The sequence below is a fragment of the Streptosporangium sp. NPDC051023 genome, from assembly GCF_040689595.1.
Classification (GTDB): domain Bacteria; phylum Actinomycetota; class Actinomycetes; order Streptosporangiales; family Streptosporangiaceae; genus Streptosporangium.
Map to the genome: position 1 here is coordinate 84,185 of NZ_JBFBCE010000014.1, position 21,136 is coordinate 105,320.

Below are 21,136 nucleotides of genomic sequence, written 5' to 3' on the forward strand. Positions count from 1 at the left end.
CGGGTAGAACGTCGGCATGCGGATTCTGGTGGCCGAGGACGAACGCGATCTGGCCGATCTGGTGGCGATGGGGTTGCGCCGCCACGCCATGGCCGTCGACGTGGTGTACGACGGGGCCGCCGCGGCGGAGCGGCTCGCGGTGCACGACTACGACGTCCTCGTGCTGGATCGGGACCTGCCTGAGATGCACGGCGACCTCGTGTGCCGGGAGCTGGTCGCGAGCGGGAGCCGTACGCGGATCCTGATGATGACGGCGGCGTCGTCGGTGCCGGAACGGGTCGCGGGTCTCGGGATGGGAGCCGACGACTACCTGCCCAAGCCGTTCGACTACGCCGAGTTGGTCGCACGGGTGCAGGCGCTCGGGCGGCGCAGCCGCTCGCGGGTGCCACCGGTGATGACGAGGCACGGGATCGTGGTCGACACGCACCGGCTGCAGGCGTCGCGGGACGGGCGGCACCTGCACCTGTCGCTCAAGGAGTTCGCCGTCCTTGAGGCGCTGATGAGGGCGGACGGCGCTGTCGTCAGCTCAGAACGGCTGCTCGAGGAGGCGTGGGATGAGAACGCCGATCCGTTCACGACGGTGGTGCGGGTGGTGGTCAGCCGCCTGCGGGCGAAGCTGGGCGACCCGCCGTGCATCCAGACGGTTCCCGGCGCGGGATACCTGTTGTGACGACGGTCAGGGTACGGCTCACGCTGATCTACTCCGGGTTGTTCCTGCTGACCTCCGTTGTGCTGCTGGTCACGGTCAACCTGCTGCTGCGTCAGGCGCTGCGCACGCGGATCGCGGGGTTCTCCAGCGGGCCGGTGGCCCCCGTGGCCCCCGTGGCACCGCAACCAGGGGATCTGGACGTCCAGCGGCCGCAACTCCCCGGGCTGGTGGACGCCGTGGTCGACTACCAGTGGGGGGTGACCGTGCTGACGATCGGGATCCTCGTGCTGGTCTCGGTGGTCGTCGGATGGCTGGTCGCCGGGCGGATCCTGCGGCCCGTCCATCGGATCACCGCCACCGCGCGGCGGCTTTCGGTGTCGAATCTGCACGAACGGATCGCGCTCGCCGGGCCGAAGGACGAGCTGAAGGAACTGGCCGACACGTTCGACGCGATGCTCGACCGGCTCGAACGCTCCGTCGAGGCGCAGCGGCGGTTCATCGCGAACGCGTCCCATGAGCTGCGGACCCCGCTGGCCGTCCAGCGGGCGGCGATCGAGATCGGTCTCCCCGACGACGTCGGCGAGATCCGCGACAAGCTCCTGCTCCACAACCACCGCACGGAGAACCTCATCGAGGCCCTGTTGGTCCTGGCCCAGGCGGGACATGGCCTGGACAACACGAGGCCGGTGGCCCTGGACCAGGTGGTACGGCTCGTCCTGGCCGAGGGAAGCTCGGACGGCGTCACCGTGACGACGCGGATCGAACCGTTCGCCGTCGACGGAGATCCGGTCCTGTTGAACCGGCTCGTCACCAACCTCGTCGACAACGCGGTCCGCTACAACCACCCGGGCGGAATCGTCGAGGTGACACTCTCCCGTGGAGTCCTGACGGTCAGGAACACCGGCCCGGAGGTGCCGCAGGAGCGTTTCGGCGATCTCTTCGAGCCCTTCCGGCGGCTGCACACGACCCGTGAGCAGGGCGCCGGGCTCGGGTTGTCGATCGTCGCGTCAATCGCGAGGGCGCACGGAGCCGACGTACGGGCAAGCCCCAACCCCGGGGGCGGGCTGGAGCTCGTCGTGGTTTTCCCGGCTCCGCCTGCCGGTCCGCTCCCGGCCGCCGAACCGGCGCAGGACGATCGAGGCCGCGCGCCGGTCGGGCGGACGGCAGGACGGTGAGGCCCTCGCCCGGGGCGGGGCCGTGACCTCCGGCGCGGCGAGAGGGCCGGTCAGAGACGCCCGAGGGCGTCGCGTTCCGCGGCGACGCGGGCGGCCCACCAGTGGAGTCCCGCGCGGGCGCAGCTTTCCTCGGCCGCGTCCAGGTGGGCTCCGGCGACGGCGGGGTCGGCGGCCAGACGGCCCAGGAAGTACGCCACGGGCCCGCTCGGGAACGTTCCCGCCCCGATGGCCAGCCGGTCCCCGTACGGCAGCAGCCGCTCGTAGGAACGCGCGCAGGACTCCCGGTCCCCGGCGGTGATCTGGGCCAGCGCCATGATGCACAGGGACGACAGCTCGGTGAAGTCCCTGGGCATCGTGGGCCAGCCCTCCCCGCTGACGGCCAGGAGCGGCTCGGGCTCGCCCCTGGCGTGCGCGGCCAGCGCCCCGACGACCCGCCTGTGGGCGGGGATCGGGGAGAACCGGTCGAGCAGCTCCTCCGGCTCGTCCAGCACGCCGCCGATCTCGCCGGACATGAGGTGCCTGGCCACCATTCCCGAGGCCAGGGCGGTCCAGGTGTGCCAGTTGTTCAGCCGCTCGCCCGCCTCGGCGGCCGACGCGTACGCGCTGTCCGCTCCGGTGAAGTCTCCCTCGATCAGGCGGCGGGCGCCCGTCCAGAGGAGGTGCTGGAAGCGCGGCCACGGCAGGTTGAGCCGTTCGATGAGGACGCGCGTTCGCTCCGCGGCCCGGTCCGCGCCCGCGACGTCGAAGAACTCCAGCCTGCTCCGCTCCAGGATCAGGTGACCGAGCAGCTCGAACCCGGGAAGGCCGAGTCCCGTCAGCTCCCGCGCGATGACCTCGACCTCGGGGACCCTCTCCGGGAGGTGGATGCCGAGGTAGCGGGCGTTGAGAGTGATCGCCAGAAGCTGCGGGCCCGCCTCGCCCCGCGTGACGAGACGGCGGGCCATCGCGAGGGCCTCCGCGGTCGCCGTGTCGCAGCGCGGGTCCGCGGACCCGTCGTAGCGCTCCATGCCCAGGCAGCCGAGCAGCTTGCAGCGCAGCACCGAGTCCTCGTCCGGCAGCGCGGCCAGGGTGTCCTCGATCCGCTGCACGGTCTGCAGCTCGATCTCCGCGTAGGTGAAGAACTTCCACAGAGCGGGCGCGTCCAGGCTGGTGAGCGCCCTGGCCGTCAGCTCCGGGTCGTCCGAGCCCTCGGCGGCGAGTACCGCCTCGGTCCTGGTCTGCCTGGCCCCGACCGCGTCTCCGGCGTCGAGCTGGGCGCGGATCAGGTTGAGCAGCAGCTCGACGTGCTCCGCCGGGTCGGTGTCCGGCAGGTTGCGGTGCGTCTCGGCGGCGCGGCGCCACCACTGGGCGGCGTCCTCGTACGCGTGCCGTCCTGACGCCTGTTCCGCGGTCGCCGACGTCCAGCGAACCGCCTTGGCCGCGGCGGCGGGCCCGGCCGCGAGGGCGTGGCGGGCGAGGGCCGCTCGGTCGGGCCCTGGCCTGCGCTCGAGGGCGTTGAGCGCGGCGAGGTGGAGGGCGGCCCGCCTGCTCGACGGGAGGTCGGCGTAGACCGTCTCCCTGACCAGGTCGTGGGTGAAGCGCAGGTCGCCGGTGAGGAGCTTCAGGTCCGCCGCGGCGTCCAGCGCCTCCTCGACCCGCTCGCCGGTGACCTCGGACAGCACGGACGTGTCCGTGCCGCCGCCCAGGACGGCGGCGGCGTCGATGACGGCGCGGTGGGCGCGCGGCAACCGGAGCAGCCGCTGGCGCAGCACGTCGGCCAGCCCCTCGGGGACCGCGGTCAGCGCGCGCCCCATGCCCACCTCCTCCGCCAGGCGCAGGGTCTCGCGGATGAACAGCGGGTTGCCCCTGGTGCGTTCGGTCAGCGCCCCGGCCGTCGCCTCGTCCCCCAGGCCCGCCAGCTCCGCGACGGCGGCCGTGTCGAGACCGGCGAGCGCCAGCCGCAGCGCGTCATGGCGGCCGAGCATCCCCAGCGCGTCGTACACGTCGGCCGATCCCTCGCCGGACCGCACCGTGATCATGATCATGATCCTGCCGCGCAGCAGCGTGGCCAGGTCCGCGAGCAGGCCGAGGGACGCGGAGTCGGCCCACTGCAGGTCGTCGACGACCACCAGCAGCGGCCGTGAGGCCGCGACCAGGGTCAGGTAGGAGGAGGTCGCCCGGTGCAGCCTGAACCTCGCCTCTCCTGCCTCGGCGGGCCGTGCCTCCTCGACGTCGTCGCTGAGCAGCACGCTGAGGGCGGCGGCGTGCCCGCTCTCCGGAGGAACCTCGGCGCTCAGCTCCCGCAGCACCTGTTGCCACGGCCACAACGCGGGGGCGCCGGAGGTCTCGTGGCAGCGTCCCCAGGCGACCAGCCACCCCTCGGCGCCCCGCATGCCCGCGAACGCCTCGGCCAGCCAGGTCTTGCCGATTCCGGGCTCGCCGGAGATCACCGCGATCCTCGGCCTGCCGCGCGCCGCGTCCTGCGCCAGCTCGGCGAGCCGCTCCAGCTGCGGATCCCTGCCGACCACGGGAGGACCGGCCACGAGATCGGTGACCGGGCGATGCGGGGAGTCGGTCGCGGAGCCCACCTGGTGCGCCGGGCCTGCGGGAACGGGCTCGGACCGTACGGCGGGCGGGGGAGAGCCTGCGGGGGCGGGCGCCGGGGCGTCGAGGGCGGGGTCCTGGGTGAGGATCGCCGCCTCAAGGCGCTGCAGCCCGGGGCCCGGGTCCAGGCCCAGCTCCTCCGCCAGGTAGGTCCTGGCGGAGCGCAGCGCCTCAAGGGCGTCCGCCTGGCGGCCGAGCCGGTAGAGCGCCCGGGCGAGCAGCTCCCACAGCCCCTCCCGCAGCGGATGCGCCCTGACCAGCGGCTCCAGCTCGCCCGCCACCCCGGGGTCGCCGTCGTCGAGCAGCCGGGCCAGATGCTTCTCCCTGGTCACGAGGTGCGCCTCGTTCAGCCGCTCGATCTCGGGACGTAGCCAGCCGACGTCGGAGAACTCCTCGTACGGCGTGCCCCGCCACAGCCGCAGTGCCTCGCCGTACGCGCCCTCCCTGGCCAGGAGGGAGAACTCGCCCGCGTCCACCTCGTGCGGTCCGAGGGCGTAGCCGGAGGGTCGGCTGACCAGGACGGCCGACGGTGTGCGCGGAGCCCTGCCGGGTTCCAGGGTCCTGCGCAGGTTGGAGATGTAGCTGTGCAGGGTGCCGAGTGCGCGGGGCGGGGGCTCGCCGTCGTGGAGGTCGTCCAGGAGCGCGTCCACGGAGACCGTGGCTCCTCGCGCGACGATCAGCCGGGCGAGCAGCAGCCGGGGACGCGGTCCTCCCAGGTCGACCCGTGTTCCGTCGACGTACGCCTCGAACGGGCCGAGGACCCGGAAGATGACCGCCACGCCGGGATTATGCCATTACCGAGGGTGTCCGGCATTGAGGACGACGGGCCGGTTGGCCCGGGTCCGTAGGCCAACCGGCCCGTCGTGTCCGATTCCATGCCAGGTGGCCGGAGAGTAGGGTTGGAGGCGACGGCGGAGGGGTCCGTCGTCGACCGCGCGGATGCCGCACATGGTCCTACCTGAAGGTAGGGGGCAACGATGGGGCGCAAACACGACCTGGAACCGCTCGCGCTGCAGGCCTGGGAGCAGGAGATCGGCGCCGATCTCGCCCTCGCCCTGACACCGTCGAAACGGGCCGCTCACCCCCAGCGGGTGCACACTCGAGCCGATCTTCCCGAGGGGGCCTTCGCGGCGCTCGAGGAGGCGCTGGGCCCGTTGCGGGAAAGCGACCTGATCGTCATCCCGGCCGGGGCGAGGCTGGTCGATCCCCAGGAACGCCGCTACGCCTACGTCCCGACGCAGGTGCTGGCCGCCTGCGAACGCGGGGCGGCCCTGTGGGTCGAGCGCTCTGACACACCGGGCGTGTGCGCGCTGATCCCCGCGGGACGACTGGCGGCCGTCGACGAGGAGCACATCCTGCTCGCCGCCCGCCTGTCCCTGCTCGGCGCGACGGCGCGGCTGTCGGTCCACTACAACGCCGTTGGACGGCCCCTGCTGCAGGAGCCGTTGAAACGGCTGAGAGGCGCGGCGGCCAGTGAACCACGGCCGACTCCGCGCACCTCGACGGATGTGACGCTACTGCCCGTCAAGTGGCGCAGCGCGCTGGCTTCCGCGCTCCTGCATCCCGACGACCCGGTCGTGGCCGTCTTCGGGCGCGTTCCCCCTGAGGAGTTCGGCGGACGCCGCCGTGAGTGCCTGCTCGCGCTGACCCCGTGGGAGCTCATCGTGATCCGCGACCCCGAGGTGGTCTCCGCGGCGGCGGCCTACGGTCTGGACACCCTCTACCTGCCGCGCGGGCACATGGCGCGCGCCTCGCTCTCCACGGGCGAGCTGAGGCTGCTCGTCAACGACGCCGAGATCCCGATCAAGCTCGGTGACGAGCTCGCCGCCGACATCTCCGACCGGCTTGGCCCCTATCTGCCGCTTCCGGCCGCCGCGGAAGGCGGCCGGTGAGATCGCTGCGCGTGGAGATCGCGCACCTATTGCAGGAGGTCGGCGCGGAGACCGACATCCGGCTGCTGTTGCAGCTGGTGTCGGATGGTGCGCCAGGCCGTTGAGGCAGACGCCCGCCGCCGTCGCGCGTGCCGTCTCCGGGATACGCGTTTCCGCAGCCGCTGACAAGGGTCACGATCGTCGTCTGATGAGACCCGCCCGATTCCTCCGGCTTGACGCATGCCGATATCGGCATATGATGGCGCCCATGGCACGAGCAGCGACGACGTCGGACGTCTTCAACGCGATCGCCGAGCCGCAGCGCCGGGAGATCCTGGTGCTGCTGCGGGCGGGTGAGCGGCCGGTGACCGAGTTGGCCCAGGAGCTGGGGATGACCCAGCCGGGGGCGTCCAAACACCTGCGGGTGCTCCGGGAGGTTGGGCTGGTGCGGGACCGCAAGGTAGGCAAGCAGCGCCTGTACGGCCTTGACGCCCGCGGGTTGCGACCGGTCCACGAGTGGACCGGCGGGTTCGAGCGGTTCTGGAACGAGAGCTTCGACCGGCTGGATGCGTACGTGCAGGACCTCAAGCAGGCAAGGCAGGAGGAGTGACCGATGGCAGCAACAGGACGGGACGCGCCGGCGCGGTCAGCGACGGCCGACCGCGAGATCGTGATCTCCCGGGTCATCAGTGCCCCACGGGAGCTGGTGTTCGAGGCGTTCACCGAAGTCCGGCACCTGTCGCGATGGTGGGGACCGGAGGGGTTCACCACTACCACGCGGGCGTTCGAGTTCCGCGTCGGCGGGGAGTGGGACTTCGTGATGCACGGACCGGACGGGACGGACTATCAGGAGTGGATCTCCTGGACCGAGATCGCCCCGCCGGAGCGGATCGCGCTGCTGCACGGTGAGTCCCGCGGCGACCCGAACGCCTTCGAGTCGGTCCTCACGTTCGCGCCCGACGGCGCGGCGACCCGGATCGAGATGCGCACGGTGTTCCCCACCAAGGAGCTGCGCGACGAGGCGGTCGAGAAGTACCACGCGATCGAGGGCGGCCGGCAGACCCTGAGCAACCTGGCTGCCTACGTCACCGAGATCGTTCGGAAGGGAGTTGAGGACTGATGGCCGGAAAGGTGTTCTTCAGCGTGTCGATGTCGCTGGACGGTTTCATCGCGCCCGGGTCCCTCGGGGACTTGATGGGGCAGCAGTGGATGGAACTGCATGCGTGGATATTCCCGCAGCGGTTTTTCCGGGAGAACCTGAAGCTCGGCGAGGGCGGCGAGGAAGGGCGCGACAACGACATCGCGCGGGAGACGTTCGAGCGCACCGGCGCGAGCGTGATGGGCAAGCGCATGTTCGACGCCGGCGAGCAGATGTGGCCGGAGGAGGCGCCGTTCCACACGCCGGTCTTCGTCGTGACGCACGAGAAGCGTGCCTCCTGGGAGCGGCCGGGTGGGACCACCTTCCACTTCGTCAACGACGGCATCGAGTCCGCACTCGACCAGGCCCGCGAGGCCGCCGGCGACCGCGACGTCCGCATCGCGGGCGGCGGCGCAACGATCCTGGAGTACGTGAACGCCGGGCTGATCGACGAGTTCTCGATCGCGCTCTCACCCGTGCTGTTCGGCTCCGGAATCCGCCTGTTCGAGGGCGTGGACGCGGGCCGCGTGGCCCTGGAGCCGGTCCGCGCGGAGCCGGCGCAGCGGGTGACCCACCTGACCTACGCACTCGCGGGATCGGCCGACCGGGCCCGGGTTATGAGGTGAGCAGGGCGAAGGGCATGACCACCAGGAGCACGTAGCCGATGAACAGCACCGCTCCGGCCAGCCCGCCCAGGATCGGGTGGCGGTGCCACCAGGGCAGGCCCAGGCTGGGATGGCGGGCCAGCACCTCGCGCATCGCGACCGTGTCGCGGCTGGTGGCGCACCCGATCTGCTTCCAGATCCGGGCCAGGCCGGTGTCGGGCCAGTCGCTCTGCCACAGCACGTGCGCGTCCCCGCCGGTCCGGGTGAGCACCACCCACGAGGTGGGTTTGCTGTTCATCGGGACCACGACGTCGAGGTAGTGCGCGTGGGTGACCTCGGCGCGGGGGATGCGCCAGCCTTTGCCGTTCCAGGTGGTCAGGCGCAGCTCGCCGGCGTCCAGGGTCAGGCGCATGGTGCGAGTTCGGCGCGTCAGGTAGATCGCGGCCCATACGGCGGGCACGGCCAGCAAGATGATCAGGGCGGGGAAGGCGAGCAGGCCGAGCCCCTCGCTGCCGCGGCTGCCGGTCGCCAGCCTGAACAGCAGGAAGATCAGGGCGAGTATCAGAAGAGGGATGGACGCGGCCATCGCCTTGAGCCATCCGGGGCGCTCGGGCCGTAACAGTACGTCCGCGTTCTGGGTGTCAGACATAGGCGGATGATCACATTATCCGCCGCGTTATGTCCATAGCGGCAGCTCGCCGCCTTCCGGCGCCAGATGCCCGCTTTATCGAGATCGCGGGCACCCTGACAGCAAAGGAGGAGGTCTGGGTGAGCCGTCCGCGCCGGTGCCGCAGGCCGTACCCGTGCGCTGAAAAAAGGGGCGGTCCAGCGACCGCCCCCTAACAATCGAAATCAATGGCAGTTGTCGTGGTACAGGTAGTCTTTCCACATCCAGCCGAGACTATCCGGGAAGGTCTTCCTTTCCGCCTTTCACGGCCGTTTTCACGGTAGCGACTCTCCGTCTCCGGAAGGGGAAAGTAGGGTATATCACTTAAAATGGAAGGTTCCAGTATGGCTGAGAAGTCAGGGAAGCCGTCCGAGCTTGTGCCGGGGTCATGGTCATATTCCGACGAGACTTCTCAATAAGCGCTGAGCCGCAGGTCAGCTGAGTGCCAGGTCAAACGCGGTTTGGCGGCTCATCGCACGTTCCTTTGCCCCGGATCCCCGCGCAGCGGAGGCACCGCCCGCTCGCCGGGCGCGACTCATCCCACCGGCCATGGCCGGCACCTCCGCACCGCCGTGCGGACCCCCATCCGCCGTCGTGGCGCACTCGGAGAGCGCAGCGGCCTTCAGGAACATCGGAACGAAAACTGGCGCTAAGCCCTCGCCGCCCCCTGTGAGCGGTTGATGAACGAGCGCGGCCTGAAGTCTTCCTGCAGATAACAGAGCATTATCTGTGGAAGAACTTCGAGATGGTCCCATCGTTGATGCTTCGTCAGCCGCCTATCAGGGACGATGAACGCTTAGCGTGCGATCTGACACGGATGTTCCTCAAGCTCCGTTCACGCCCCCCGACCAACACTCCTCTCGGGGATCACTCCACTTCGTCAAGGGAAACCTCGTGTGAGCCGTGGAGATCCCACACGAACCTGCCCTTGCCGTCGTTGTCGAGGTCATACTCGATGGTCACGTCGGAAGTCCAACCCCCCGTACTCGTGTTGAACCGCCACTCGGCGTCGGCGTCCCGCGAACCACTTGCGTTGAAATTGATCGCCGGCCGGAGGTCGAGATCTCTCCCGTTGGCGAAGACGTCGTAGCGCTCCAGGCGTGTGTGCACCACGAACTTGTCGAACGCGTTGAGCGGGCCACCATTCGGGCGGTACCAGCCGACGTGCGCCCGAGCCATGTGGAATCCGTGCTCGACGTCCCCGACCACGCACACATTCACCTCGACCTTCACCGCGCCACGCCCTGGCGGATAAAAGATCTTCGTGTTGTCCGAGACGGGCCGGCAGGCAGTGACCTCTGTTGCGTAAGCGGCTGACGGTGCCATGCCGCCGCCCGCACCGCTGCGGAAGGACGTCAGACCGTCTACCGCGCCACCACCATCACCATCACCATCGGCATCCGCGGACCCGACGCGGCCGACCGCATCAGCCAACTCCGCCACGCCCTGGCCAAGCTCATCACCAAACACGGCTGGACCACCCGAGACGAACCCCGATGACCTGCGGCTCAGCGCTTATCGAGAAGTCTCGTTGGAATATGACCACGCCCCCTGTTCGGTGGCTGGCCGGTGCCGGCCGTCGTTTTCCTTGTGCGGGACACGGTGTCCGGGACCGGTGGGCTCCCGCTTGGCGCTCTCGGCACTCTCGGCGCGCGCGGGAGCCGAGGGGCGCCGCCTTCGGCGGTCATATTCCTCGCGGTTTCCGACAATCATGTCAAAACACCGCCTTACTGAAAAGTGTCTTTAAAGTTGGCCCTCGCCCGTCAATGCGGCGCACCCAGGGCAAGGGGGAAAAGCCCTGGAAAACGGGGGCTTGTAACGCTCCAGTAGCGCGTGGTTCACTGTCGCCGTCTCGACAATTGTAAGTAAACTTTCCAGTAAGTGGCTTCATAGTTGGGTGGTCAGCCATGGAACAGATCCAGCCGCTCTCCTACGGGCAGGAACGGTTGTGGTTTCTCCACCGCTTCGATCCGCGAGACCACTCCTACAACACCTGCCACGCCTACCGGCTGCACGGCGAGCTCGACGTGGCGGCGCTCGAGGCCGCCTTCGCGGCGGTCGCGCGGCGGCATGAGACCCTGCGCACCCGCTTCGACGAGGTGGACGGGCAGCCCGTGGCCATCGTCTGCCCCGCGGGTCCCGTCGTGGTCGACCGGTTCGAGGCCGCCTCTGAGGAGGAGGTCGGGCGGATCGTCGCCGAACGCGCCAACGCCCCCTTCGACCTGTCCGCGGCACCGCCGGTGCGGGTCGCGCTCGTCCGGCTCGGCCCCGGCGACCACGTCCTGGCGGTGACGCTGCACCACATCATCGCCGACGGCGCCTCGGTCACCGTCCTGCGCGAGGAACTGGCCCACCACTACGCGGGCCGCGACCCCCTGCCGCCGCTGGCCCTGCAGTACGGCGAGCATGTCCGGGCGGAACGTGCCAGACACGACGGCTCCGACCTGGGCCCCTGGACCGCGCGGCTCGCGGACGTACCCGCGCTCGACCTTCCCACGGACAGGCAGCGTCCCCCGCAACGCACCGGGGACGGCGCCGAGTTCCGGTTCACCCTTCCCGCGGAGCTGGTCGCCCGGGTCAACGCGTTCGCCCGCGCGCGCAGGGCGACGCCGTTCATGGTGCTGCTCTCCGCCTACCAGGTGCTCCTGGCCAGGCACAGCGGCCAGGCGGACTTCTGCGTCGGTGCCCCCGTCGCGGGCCGTGACCGCACCGAGCTCGAGCCGATGATCGGTTTCCTGTCGAGCATGCTGGCGCTGCGGGCCGACCTGTCGGGAGACCCGTCCTTCGACGAGGTGCTCAAGCGCACCCGGCGGACCGTCATCCAGGCCATGGGCGATGCGGACATGCCCCTCGAACGGCTGCTCGGCGCGCTCGGCGTCGAGCGCGACGCCAGCAGGACCCCGCTGTTCCAGACGATCTTCGCCCTGCACACCGAGGTCACGGACGTGGGAGAGGGCCCGCTGCCCGGCCTGCGCCAGTCCCCTTTCCCCGCCGGGTGGGTCGCCGCCAGGACCGACCTGTCCCTCGACCTGTGGCTGAACGAGACAGGCGGCCTGTCCGGCGTCCTCGTCTACAGCACGGACCTGTTCGACCGAGAGACCGCGGAACGACTCGCCGCACGCCTTGAGGTCCTGCTCGCCGACGCGCTCGACGCGCCCGAGCTGCCCGTCGCCGAGCTGGACATCCTGCCCCCCGCGGAGCGTCGGTGGCTGCTCGGCCGGGACAACCCCGTCGAGCCGCCGCGCGAGACGCTGGTCGACATGTTTCTCGCCCAGGTGGCCGAGCGGCCAGACGCCGTCGCCGTCGTCGGCGAGCACACCCCCGATCTCACCTACGCCGAGCTGGCCGGGCGGGCGACGGCCCTCGCCGTACGGCTCCGCGACGGCGGCGTCGGCAGGGGATCCCTGGTCGCGGTCAGGGTGACCCGGGGCCCCGGCATGCTGGTCGCGCTGCTCGGCGTCACGATGGCGGGCGCGGCATACCTGCCCGTCGACCCCGCCTACCCGCAGGCACGAGTGGACTACGTGACCGCGGACTCGGGCGCCGCGCTCGTCCTCACCGACAATGATCTCAAGGACCTCAAGGACCTCTCCCCGGCGGAGCCCGAAGCCATCGGCGGCCTTCGAGACCTCTCCCCGGCGGCGCCCGAGATCGCCGGCGGCCTCCAGGAGGTCACCTCGGCGGCGCCCGGCGCGGGCCTGCCCCGCCCCCGCCTGGACGACACCGCGTACGTGCTCTACACCTCCGGCTCCACCGGCCGTCCGAAGGGCGTCGCGGTGCCGCACGGCGCGCTCGCGAACACGCTGCTCGCGATCGGCTCCCTCGTCGGCGCGCGCCCCGAGCACGCCTGGCTCGCGCTCACCTCGATGGCGTTCGACATCTCGGCCGTCGAGCTCTACCTGCCGCTGATCACCGGCGGCAGGGTCGTCGTGGCGGAGGACGCCAGGGACGGCACCGCGGTCGCGGAACTGGTCAGGCGGACCGGGGCGACCCACGTCCAGGCGACGCCGTCCGGGTGGCGTGTCCTGCTGGCGGGCGACCTGCCGCCGGTGACGGGCGTCACCGCGGGGGAGCCGATCCCCCCGCAGCTCGCCAGGGAGCTCCGCGCCAGGACCAACCGCCTGATCAACGGCTACGGCCCGACCGAGACGGCGATCTACTCGACCGTGTGGGACATCCCCGCGGAGCCGTACGAGATCGTGATCGGGCGGCCGGTCGCCGGCAACACCGTCCACATCCTCGACCCCGCGGGTGGCCTCGCGCCGGTCGGTGTGCCGGGTGAGCTGTTCATCGGCGGGCTCGGGGTGGCCTACGGCTATCTCGGCCGCCCCGCGCTCACCGCGGAGCGCTTCGTGCCCGACCCGTACGGCGAGCTGGGCGCGCGGCTCTACCGCACCGGTGACATGGGGCGATGGCTGCCCGACGGGACCATCGAGTTCCTCGGCAGGACCGACAACCAGATCAAGCTGCGCGGCCATCGGATCGAGCTGGGCGAGGTCGAGGCCGTCCTGGAGTCCCACCCCGCCGTGCGGCAGGCCGTCGCCACCGTGCACGAGGAGACCCTCGTCGCCTTCGTCGTCGCGCCCGGCCTGCCCACGGACTCGGGGACGCCCGACGTCGGCGGCCTGCGCGAGTACATGGTCCGCGAGCTGCCCGGCTACCTGGTTCCGCAGTCGTTCGTCCCACTGGACGCGCTGCCGACGACCCCGAACGGCAAGGTGGACCGCAAGGCGCTGCCCGGCCTCCTGGCCGAGGCCCGCTCCACCGTCCCCGTGGACACGACGCCGCCGCGCACCGCGAACGAGCGGCTGGTCGCCGGGGTGTTCGCCGAGGTTCTCGGACGTGACACGATCGGCGCGCACGATGACTTCTTCGCCCTCGGCGGCCACTCGCTGCTGGCGACCATGGTGACCGCGCGGCTGCCGGTGCGGATCCCCGTACGGGAGGTGTTCGCCAGGCCGACGGTCGCGGCGCTGGCCGAGCTGCTGGACGCGGGGGCGCCCGAACTCGCCGACGTGCCGGTTCCCCGCCCTGAGGGAAGCACGCCACCGCTCTCCCACGGGCAGGAACGGCTGTGGTTCCTGAACCGGTTCGACCCGGACGGCAACGCCGCCTTCAACATCCATCTCGTCCTGCGGCTGACGGGCCCGCTCGACGTCGAGGCGCTCGGCAGGGCGTTCACCGGGGTCGTCGCCCGTCACGAGACCCTGCGCACGCGCTTTCCCGAGGTGGACGGCCAGCCCGTGGTCGTGATCGACCCGCCGGGCCCCGTCGCGGTGGAGTACCTGACGGGCGACGCGACGGCGCTCGTCGCCGAGCGGGTGAACACGCCGTTCGACCTCACCGGTGCACCGGCCGTGCGGGTCACGCTCATCAGGCAGGACACCGATGACCACGTCCTGTGCGTGGTCGCGCACCACATCCTCGGCGACGGCTGGTCGCTGAACATCCTGCGGGACGAGCTGGCCACCCTGTACTCCGGCGGCTCCCTGCCTCCCGTGCCGTTGCAGTTCGGCGACCTGGTGGTGTGGCAGCGGGGACGGGACTCGCGGGAGCTGTTCGACTACTGGAGCACCCAGCTCGCGGACCCGACGCCCCTCGCCCTGCCGACCGACCACCCGCACGCCGTCGGCGGCACCCGGCACGGCGCCGTCGTCGACTTCCGGCTGACCGCCGCGGAGGCGGACGCCCTCGTCGCGATGGGCCGCCGCAGGGGCGCGACGCTGTTCATGACCCTGCTCGCCGCCTACCAGGTGCTGCTGGCCCGGCACAGCGGCCAGAACGACATCCTGGTCGGCACCTCGAACGCGGGCAGGGACACCGTCGAGCTCGAGTCGGTCATCGGCTACATCACCGACGTCCCCGTGCTGCGCGGCGACCTCTCCGGCGACCCGACCTTCACCGCGTTCCTCGCCGCGACCCGCGACACCGTGCTCGACGCGTTCGCCCACCAGGGCCTGCCGTTCGAGCAGCTCGTCGGCTCGCTCCGGCTCGAACGCGACCTGACCCGCACCCCCGTCTTCCAGACGATGGCGGTCCTGCACACCGAGAACTCGGGGCGTGTACCGAAACCCTTCCCCGGACTCGCGGCGGGCCAGTTCGCGGGAGGCCGCGCGCAGGCCAAGTTCGACCTGATGCTTGAGGCCTGGCACGACACCGACGACCTGTACGTCGAGCTGGAGTACGACACGACGCTGTTCGAACGGGCCACGGCCGAGGCGTTCGCGTCGCGTCTGGCGACCCTGCTGCGCGCGATCACCGCCGACCCCGACCGGCGCCTGTCCGCGCTCCCGATGTTCACCAAGGCCGACGAGGCGTTCCTCGCCTCGGTTTCGCGAGGCCCCGCGCTGCCCGCCGCCCCTCCGGTGCCCGAACTGGTGGGGCGGGCCATACGGGAGCATCCGGACGCCCCCGCCATCAGCTGCGCCGGGCGCGTCGTCACCTACCGGGAGCTCGGCGAACTCGTCGAGAAGGCCGCCGCGCGGTTCCGCGCAGGGGAGATCACCGCCGTCTCGCTCGATCGCTCCCCCGAAGGCGTCGCGGCGCTGCTCGGGGCGTGGCGGGCAGGCGCCGCTTACCTGCCGCTCGACCCGGCGCTACCCGAGGAGCGGCGCGCCTTCATGCGGGAGGAGATCGACGGCGTGGCGGCGGAGGGAGTCGCCTACGTGATCTACACCTCGGGCTCTTCGGGGACGCCGAAGGGCGTGCTCGTCGAGCACGAGGGCCTGGCCGCGCGCGTCGCCTGGATGAGGGAGGCCTACGGCCTCGGCCCCGGTGACCGGGTCGTCCAGTTCGCCACCTTGAGCTTCGACACCCACGCGGAGGAGATCTATCCGGCCCTCGCCGCGGGAGCCTGCCTCGAACTGCTCCCCGAGGGCGCGGTGACCCTGCCCGACCTGCTCGCCACGCCCGAGGGACGCCGAGTGACCGTGCTCGACCTGCCCACGGCGTACTGGCACCACCTGGTCGGCCAGCTCGACGAGGTGGCGTGGCCGCCCGCGCTGAGGCTGGTCATCCTGGGCGGGGAGGAACTCCAGGCGGGCGCGGTCGCCAGATGGCGGGAGCGTTTCGGCGACCGGGTTCGTCTCGTCAACACCTACGGCCCGACCGAGGCGACGGTCATCGCGACCGCCACCCAGATCGCCGGGACCGGGCGGGCGGGGGAGCGGCCCCCCATCGGGCGGCCCATCGGCGCTGTCCATGCCGCGGTCCTCGCCGAGGACGGCTCGCTCGTCCCGCCGGGCGCGCCCGGCGAGCTGTGCCTGGGCGGCACGGGCCTCGCCAGGGGCTACCTCCGCCGCCCCGGCCTCACCGCCGAGCGCTTCGTGCCCGACCCGTACGGCGAGCCCGGCGCACGGCTCTACCGCACCGGCGACCGCGCCCGCTGGCGTCCTGACGGACAGCTCGAGTTCCTCGGCCGAATCGACGACCAGGTCAAGGTGCGCGGCTTCCGGGTCGAGCCCGGCGAGATCGAGGCGCGGCTGCTCACGCACCCCGCCGTACGGCAGGCCGCGGTCGTCGCCGTCGACGACACCCTGGTCGGCTACGTGGTCGTGGAGGCGGCGACGGGGACGGTCACGGAGGCGCGGAGCCCCGCCGACGAACTGCCGGGGTTTCTCGCCGGGAAGCTGCCGTCCTACCTGGTCCCCTCGGCCTGGGTGACACTCGACGAGCTGCCCCTGACCCGGAACGGGAAGGTCGACAGGAAGGCCCTTCCCGCGCCGTCCGTTGACAGGCGGACGCCCTCGGTGCCGCCGAGGACGGACGCCGAACAACTGGTCGCCGAGGTCTTCTGCGAGGTGCTCGGCATCTCGGAGGTCGGTGCACTGGACGACTTCTTCGCGATCGGCGGCCACTCGCTCCTGGCCACCCGTGTCATCGCCAGGATCAGGGCCGTCACCGACGTCGAGGTCCCGATCCGCGCGATGTTCGAGCACGGTACGGTCGCGGGCCTCGCCGAGCTCGTCGAGGACCTGCTGCTCGCGGAGATCTCCGAACTGTCCGAAGAGGAGGCGGCCCGCCTCGCCGCGGGCGCCCACTGATCCGCAAGGGCCCCTGTCCCCGGTGACCGGGAGCCCAGCCTGAACAGAGCCCGGCCTGTAAGCCCCAGGCCGGCAGGACCCGCCGTCCCGCGGAACCCGCACGGACACATTCCCGCACGCCACAACAAGGAGCCTGTCCCGTGACGTATCAAGTGGTGGTCAACCACGAGGAGCAGTACTCGATCTGGCCCGCCGACCGGCGGCTTCCCGACGGCTGGGAGCCGGACGGGACCTCGGGAAGCAGACAGGAGTGTCTCGACCACATCGAGCGGGTGTGGACCGACTTACGGCCGAAGAGCGCCCGATGAGCGTCGAGCAGGGTGTCGTCGAAGAGCACCTGCCGGACCCCGCGGAGCGCCTTCCCGCCGGGACGGAGCGGTCCGCGGCGGGGGAGGGCGAACACGTGGTGAGCGTCCCGGCGGACGAGGGCCCGGTGGGGCACATCCCCGCCCGCTACCGCGGCGAGCGGGCGCGCAGCGGGCCCATGACCGTCGGCCAGGTCAACATGGTTCGTTGCGTGCTGCGCGACCCGGCCGAGCACATGAACTACCGCGTCGTGCTGAACCTCCCGCCGGGGACGACGTTCGACGACGTGACCCGGTCCGTCGGCCGGCTGATCTCCCGGCACGAGTCGCTCCGCACCACGTTCCGCGACGGGCTCCAGCACGTGGCGGCCGAGGGGGAGCTGCTCGTCGCGGTGTATGAGTCCGGCGGGTCCGCCGATCTCGCCGACGAGGTCGCGATCCGGCTGCAGGCCGTGCCCTTCGACCTCGCAGGGGGGATCCCGGTGCGGATGGCGGTGGTCGTCTCCGACGGTGTTCCCGAGCGCCTCGTCTTCGTGACCACGCACAGCACGGTCGACGCGGGAGGCCTTGCCGTGCTGGAGACCGAGCTGAACGTCATGCTCCTCGGCAGGACACCGGCCGCCGTGACCGCCCCCCAGCCGCTCGAGGTGGCGGAGTCCGAGCGGAGCCCGGCGAGTCTCAAACGGGCGGAGTCTGCGCTCAGGTACTGGGAGGACCAGCTACGGCGCATCCCCCTGTCGACCTTCACGGTTCCGGTCGACGGCGGCGACAACGACTGGCTGCTGCCCCGGCTGCGGGTTCGCTCGGCGGCGGCGGCGCGGGCACTCGGGCAGATCGCGGCCCGTACCGGAGCCAGCCGCTCGGTGGCCCTGATGGCCGCCTACGCCACGCTCGCCGGGGCGCGGGCGGGCCAGCGGACGACCGTGATCTCGGCGATCTCGGCCAACCGCTTCCGTCCCGGCCTGCGGGAGTACGTCGGCCCGCTCGCCCAGGACGCGCTGATCCCGATCGGCCTCGACGAGCCCACGTTCGACGGCGTACTGCGCCGCGCCCGTGCCGACGCGCTGACCGCCTACCAGAACAGCCGCTTCGACTCAGAGGCGCTCACCCGGATCATGGAGGACGTCCAGCGGTCGAGGGGGATGCACTTCGCCAGGGACGTCGTCTTCAACGACATGAGCATCGTGGGGCCTGGCCGTCGTGCGAGCCGTACCGGAGAGGAGGATCCCGACATCCGCTCCCACTGGCTTCCCGAGGCCACGCTGCCGACCCGCCTTTCGATGTGGGTGCGCCTGCTGGAGGGGGAGGTGGACTTCACCCTGTGGGTCGACCCCCGTTGCCTGCCGCGCGCGGACGCCGAGACGGTCGGCGAGGGGATCATGCGGTTGCTCGTCGAGGCCGGTGACCGGGACGTGCCGCTGGCCGAGCTGCCGGAGCTCACCGGGGTCACGCCCGTGCCCAGAGGAGACGGCTGGGTGATGGTCGACTCGTGCTGGGTCGAGCTGGCCGAGGTTCGCAGGCTCGTCGGCGACGCGGTGGACGGGCGCCCCTTCCACGTGGCGGCCGTCGACGGACGGCTGGTGTGCCACCTCGCCGCGCCCGCCACCCCGGAGGAGGTCCACAGCGCCTGCGTGGACAGACTGCCCGGCCGGATGTCCGCGATGGCGCCCCACCACTACGTGATCTGCGACGGCGCCCCCGCTTCCCCAGAGGGCTGGCCCGACCGGCCGGTGATCGTTGAAGGGGCAGGCCGGTGACGCCGCGCGATGGCCTTCGACCGCCGCCCGCCAGGCGGGGCCCCTTGTTCTCCTGGAACTGGCCGGACCTGCCGGTGACCGCCGCGCGCCCGTGACGTCAGGTCGTGTTCCGCTGATCCCCCGGCCTGCCGCGGTCACCCGGTGGTGTCACCCGTCGCCCAGGTCGGGGGCCCAGGCGACGCCGTTGATGTGCGCTCCGCCATCGACGAAGAGGGTGTTGCCCGTCATGTAGCGGCACTCCTCGCTCGCCAGGAACACGACGACCGGCGCGACGTCCGCCTCGGGGTCGCCGATCCGTCCCATCGGGTTGGCCGCGTCGCTCGCGGCCTCCAGCTCCGGATGTTCGGCCATCACCCTGCGGAAGGCGGCGGACTTGGCGCCGGGGCAGACGGCGTTGACGACAATGCCGGTCGGCGCCCACTCGCGGGCCGCGGTCCGGGTGAGGGCGCGCAGGGCCTCCTTGGCGGAGTTGTACTCCAGGGTGCCCATATGGGCGTTCACACCGTTGAGCGAGCACATGTTGACGATCCGGCCCCAGCCCTGCCGCCTCATATGGGGGAAGGCGGCCTGCATCGCCCAGAAGGGGCCGTAGTAGCCCATCGCAAACCCGCGGTCGAGCTGCTCGTCCGTCTTGTTCTCGACACGGCCGTAGTTTCCGCCGCCCCAGGCGTTGTTGACCAGGATGTCCACGCCGCCCCAGAGTTCGGCCGCGGTCCGCACCGCCGCGCGGACCTGCTCCCTGTCGGTGACGTCGGTCTGGACGAACCGCGCCTCGGCGCCGAACTCGGAGACCAGCCGGTCGGCGGTCAGCGCGCCCGCCTCCGCGTCGATCTCGGCGACCAGGACCCTGGCGCCCTCGGCGGCGAATCGCCGGGCGACCGCCCTGCCGATGCCGTCCCCCGCACCGGTGACCAGCGCGGTGCGCCCCGCCAGCCTGTGCCCTTCCTGCGGGGGAGGGGACCCGGGGGTGCCGGTGACCGTTCCGTTTCGCATTCGTGCGTCTCCCACCTGTCGAACCACCCGTCGCGCCGTACCCCTTGTAGTCCACCGGTGCCGTACGGCGGCCACGGATCCCGTTCACCGGGAGAGGCGGCCTCCCGCTGAGTGGTACTGCGGCCCGGCGCGGTGGGAGGCGCCCGCGATGATGCCGGGGAGCGGGCCCGGTGGAATCCGGCCGACCTCGAGGAAAGGTGCGTGACCCGATGGCGTCGACGACCGGCGGCGGTCAGCAGGGCAGGCGGGTCGCCCTGGTGACGGGGGCGAGCCGGGGGATCGGTCGTCAGACGGCGCTGACCCTGGCCCGCGCGGGCTACGACGTCGCGTTCACCGCGCGCACCGTCGAGGAGGGGCAGGGCCTGATCCCGCCGCGCTACAGCGGTGAGCGGCTGGGCGGCGCCGAGGTGCCGGGAAGCCTGCGCACCACCCGGGCACGGATCGAGGAGCTCGGAGCGCGGGCGCTTCCCATCCGGATGGACCTCCTCGACCGGGAGAGCGTGCGAGCCGCGGCCCGTGAGGTGCACCGCGAGTGGGGGCATGTCGACCTGCTGGTGAACAACGCGGTGGCGCACGTCGCGGGCAACCACGACAGGTTCCTCGACCTCGACGTGGACGTGGCGGCCTTGACGGTCGAGGGGAACTACCTCAGCCAGATCGCGCTGCTGCAGGAGGTGATCCCGGGCATGCTCGAAAGGGGCGGCGGCACGATCGTCAACATGTGCTCGGGTTCGGCCACGACCGACCCGCCCGCGCCGCCGGGCGAGGGCGGGTGGGGGGTGGCCTACGCGGCCTCGAAGGCGGCGTTCGGCAGGCTGGCGGGCGCGGTCAACGCCGAGTACCTCGGCCGGGGCGTCCGCGCGTTCAACCTCGACCCCGGATTCGTGATCACCGACGCCGGGGCGGCGCGCGGCGGCGTCGGCTCCATCGCGGACAGGGGTTTCGCGCCCGCCGCCGAGGACGCGCCGGGCGCGGCGATCGTCTGGCTCGCCTCCTCACCTGACGCGGACAGGTTCCTCGGCAGGGTGATCTGGACGCCCAAGCTGGTCGCGGACCTCGGCCTCCTGCCTGACAGGTCCGGCCTGCTTCCTCCGGCGGGGGAGGAGACCTCCCTCACCGGGTGATCGCCGGTCGCCGTGGGGCGGACATGGTGGCCGGGGAACGCCAAGGCCCTGCGCAGAAAGGGAAGAGGCCGGGGCCAACGGCCACATCTCGTGTTTCATCTAGAAATGTGCTAATGCTGACGTGTCACCTGTGAGTGAGGTGTGTATTCGCCGACGTTATTTTCTAGCTCGACTTTGGGGATCAAATGTCCTATTCGGAAGCGCCAAAAAAGGGCGGGCTGGATCGA

At 71.4% G+C, this 21,136-nt stretch carries 14 protein-coding genes; 10 read left to right on the forward strand and 4 right to left on the reverse strand.

All coding sequences use genetic code 11. The features are described 5' to 3' along the window. The first annotated feature begins 16 nt into the window (after positions 1-16). Both AB0395_RS12045 and AB0395_RS12050 read left to right on the forward strand, forming a co-directional pair. Positions 17-670 carry a response regulator transcription factor gene (locus AB0395_RS12045; RefSeq protein WP_366279688.1) on the forward strand — a complete coding sequence of 218 codons (654 nt, stop codon included), beginning with the start codon at positions 17-19 and terminating at the stop codon, positions 668-670. Beyond that, positions 667-1,824, forward strand: a complete 1,158-nt coding sequence (locus tag AB0395_RS12050) for an ATP-binding protein (RefSeq protein ID WP_366279690.1) — start codon at positions 667-669, stop codon at positions 1,822-1,824. Before AB0395_RS12045 ends, AB0395_RS12050 begins: the two co-directional genes overlap by 4 nt. 50 nt (positions 1,825-1,874) lie before the next feature. Here AB0395_RS12050 and AB0395_RS12055 read toward each other — a convergent pair whose 3' ends face one another. Beyond that, positions 1,875-5,186, reverse strand: coding sequence for a BTAD domain-containing putative transcriptional regulator (locus tag AB0395_RS12055; protein WP_366279691.1), 3,312 nt, complete (start codon positions 5,184-5,186; stop codon positions 1,875-1,877). 198 nt (positions 5,187-5,384) lie between these two features. Here AB0395_RS12055 and AB0395_RS12060 point away from each other — a divergent pair, with 198 nt between their 5' ends. From AB0395_RS12060 to AB0395_RS12075, 4 genes are all read left to right on the forward strand, one after another. Continuing rightward, entirely contained in the window at positions 5,385-6,299 is a 915-nt protein-coding gene (locus AB0395_RS12060) for a hypothetical protein (protein WP_366279694.1), read from the forward strand. A 247-nt stretch (positions 6,300-6,546) separates the two neighbouring features. Next, the gene (locus AB0395_RS12065; protein WP_366279696.1) at positions 6,547-6,888 is read left to right on the forward strand and encodes a metalloregulator ArsR/SmtB family transcription factor; all 342 of its coding nucleotides are present in this window, start codon (positions 6,547-6,549) and stop codon (positions 6,886-6,888) included. Positions 6,889-6,891: 3 nt separating this feature from the next. Beyond that, complete coding sequence (locus AB0395_RS12070) at positions 6,892-7,398, forward strand: SRPBCC family protein (RefSeq protein WP_366279699.1); 507 nt, start codon at positions 6,892-6,894, stop codon at positions 7,396-7,398. Beyond that, positions 7,398-8,042, forward strand: a complete 645-nt coding sequence (locus tag AB0395_RS12075) for a dihydrofolate reductase family protein (RefSeq protein WP_366279702.1) — start codon at positions 7,398-7,400, stop codon at positions 8,040-8,042. The genes AB0395_RS12070 and AB0395_RS12075 overlap by 1 nt, the downstream gene beginning before the upstream one ends. Here AB0395_RS12075 and AB0395_RS12080 read toward each other — a convergent pair. Continuing rightward, positions 8,032-8,670, reverse strand: coding sequence for a hypothetical protein (locus AB0395_RS12080; RefSeq protein ID WP_366279705.1), 639 nt, complete (start codon positions 8,668-8,670; stop codon positions 8,032-8,034). The genes AB0395_RS12075 and AB0395_RS12080 overlap by 11 nt on opposite strands. Positions 8,671-9,555: 885 nt before the next feature. Further along, on the reverse strand, positions 9,556-10,158 hold the full coding sequence (locus AB0395_RS12085; protein WP_366279708.1) for a hypothetical protein: 603 nt from the start codon (positions 10,156-10,158) through the stop codon (positions 9,556-9,558). Between the two features lie 437 nt (positions 10,159-10,595). On the opposite strand from AB0395_RS12085, the gene AB0395_RS12090 reads away from it, so the two are divergent. From AB0395_RS12090 to AB0395_RS12100, 3 genes are all read left to right on the forward strand, one after another. Beyond that, on the forward strand, positions 10,596-16,730 hold the full coding sequence (locus AB0395_RS12090; protein ID WP_366279710.1) for an amino acid adenylation domain-containing protein: 6,135 nt from the start codon (positions 10,596-10,598) through the stop codon (positions 16,728-16,730). Positions 16,731-16,870: 140 nt separating this feature from the next. Then, positions 16,871-17,038 (forward strand): MbtH family protein, encoded by a 168-nt coding sequence (locus AB0395_RS12095; protein ID WP_366279713.1) that lies wholly within the window; start codon positions 16,871-16,873, stop codon positions 17,036-17,038. Further along, positions 17,035-18,792 carry a condensation domain-containing protein gene (locus AB0395_RS12100; protein ID WP_366279716.1) on the forward strand — a complete coding sequence of 586 codons (1,758 nt, stop codon included), beginning with the start codon at positions 17,035-17,037 and terminating at the stop codon, positions 18,790-18,792. Before AB0395_RS12095 ends, AB0395_RS12100 begins: the two co-directional genes overlap by 4 nt. A gap of 147 nt (positions 18,793-18,939) precedes the next feature. On the opposite strand, the gene AB0395_RS12105 is transcribed toward AB0395_RS12100, so the two are convergent. Beyond that, entirely contained in the window at positions 18,940-19,785 is an 846-nt protein-coding gene (locus tag AB0395_RS12105) for an SDR family oxidoreductase (RefSeq protein WP_366279719.1), read from the reverse strand. 209 nt (positions 19,786-19,994) lie between these two features. Here AB0395_RS12105 and AB0395_RS12110 point away from each other — a divergent pair, with 209 nt between their 5' ends. Next, positions 19,995-20,909 (forward strand): SDR family oxidoreductase, encoded by a 915-nt coding sequence (locus AB0395_RS12110; RefSeq protein ID WP_366279723.1) that lies wholly within the window; start codon positions 19,995-19,997, stop codon positions 20,907-20,909. The last annotated feature ends 227 nt before the right edge of the window (positions 20,910-21,136 follow it).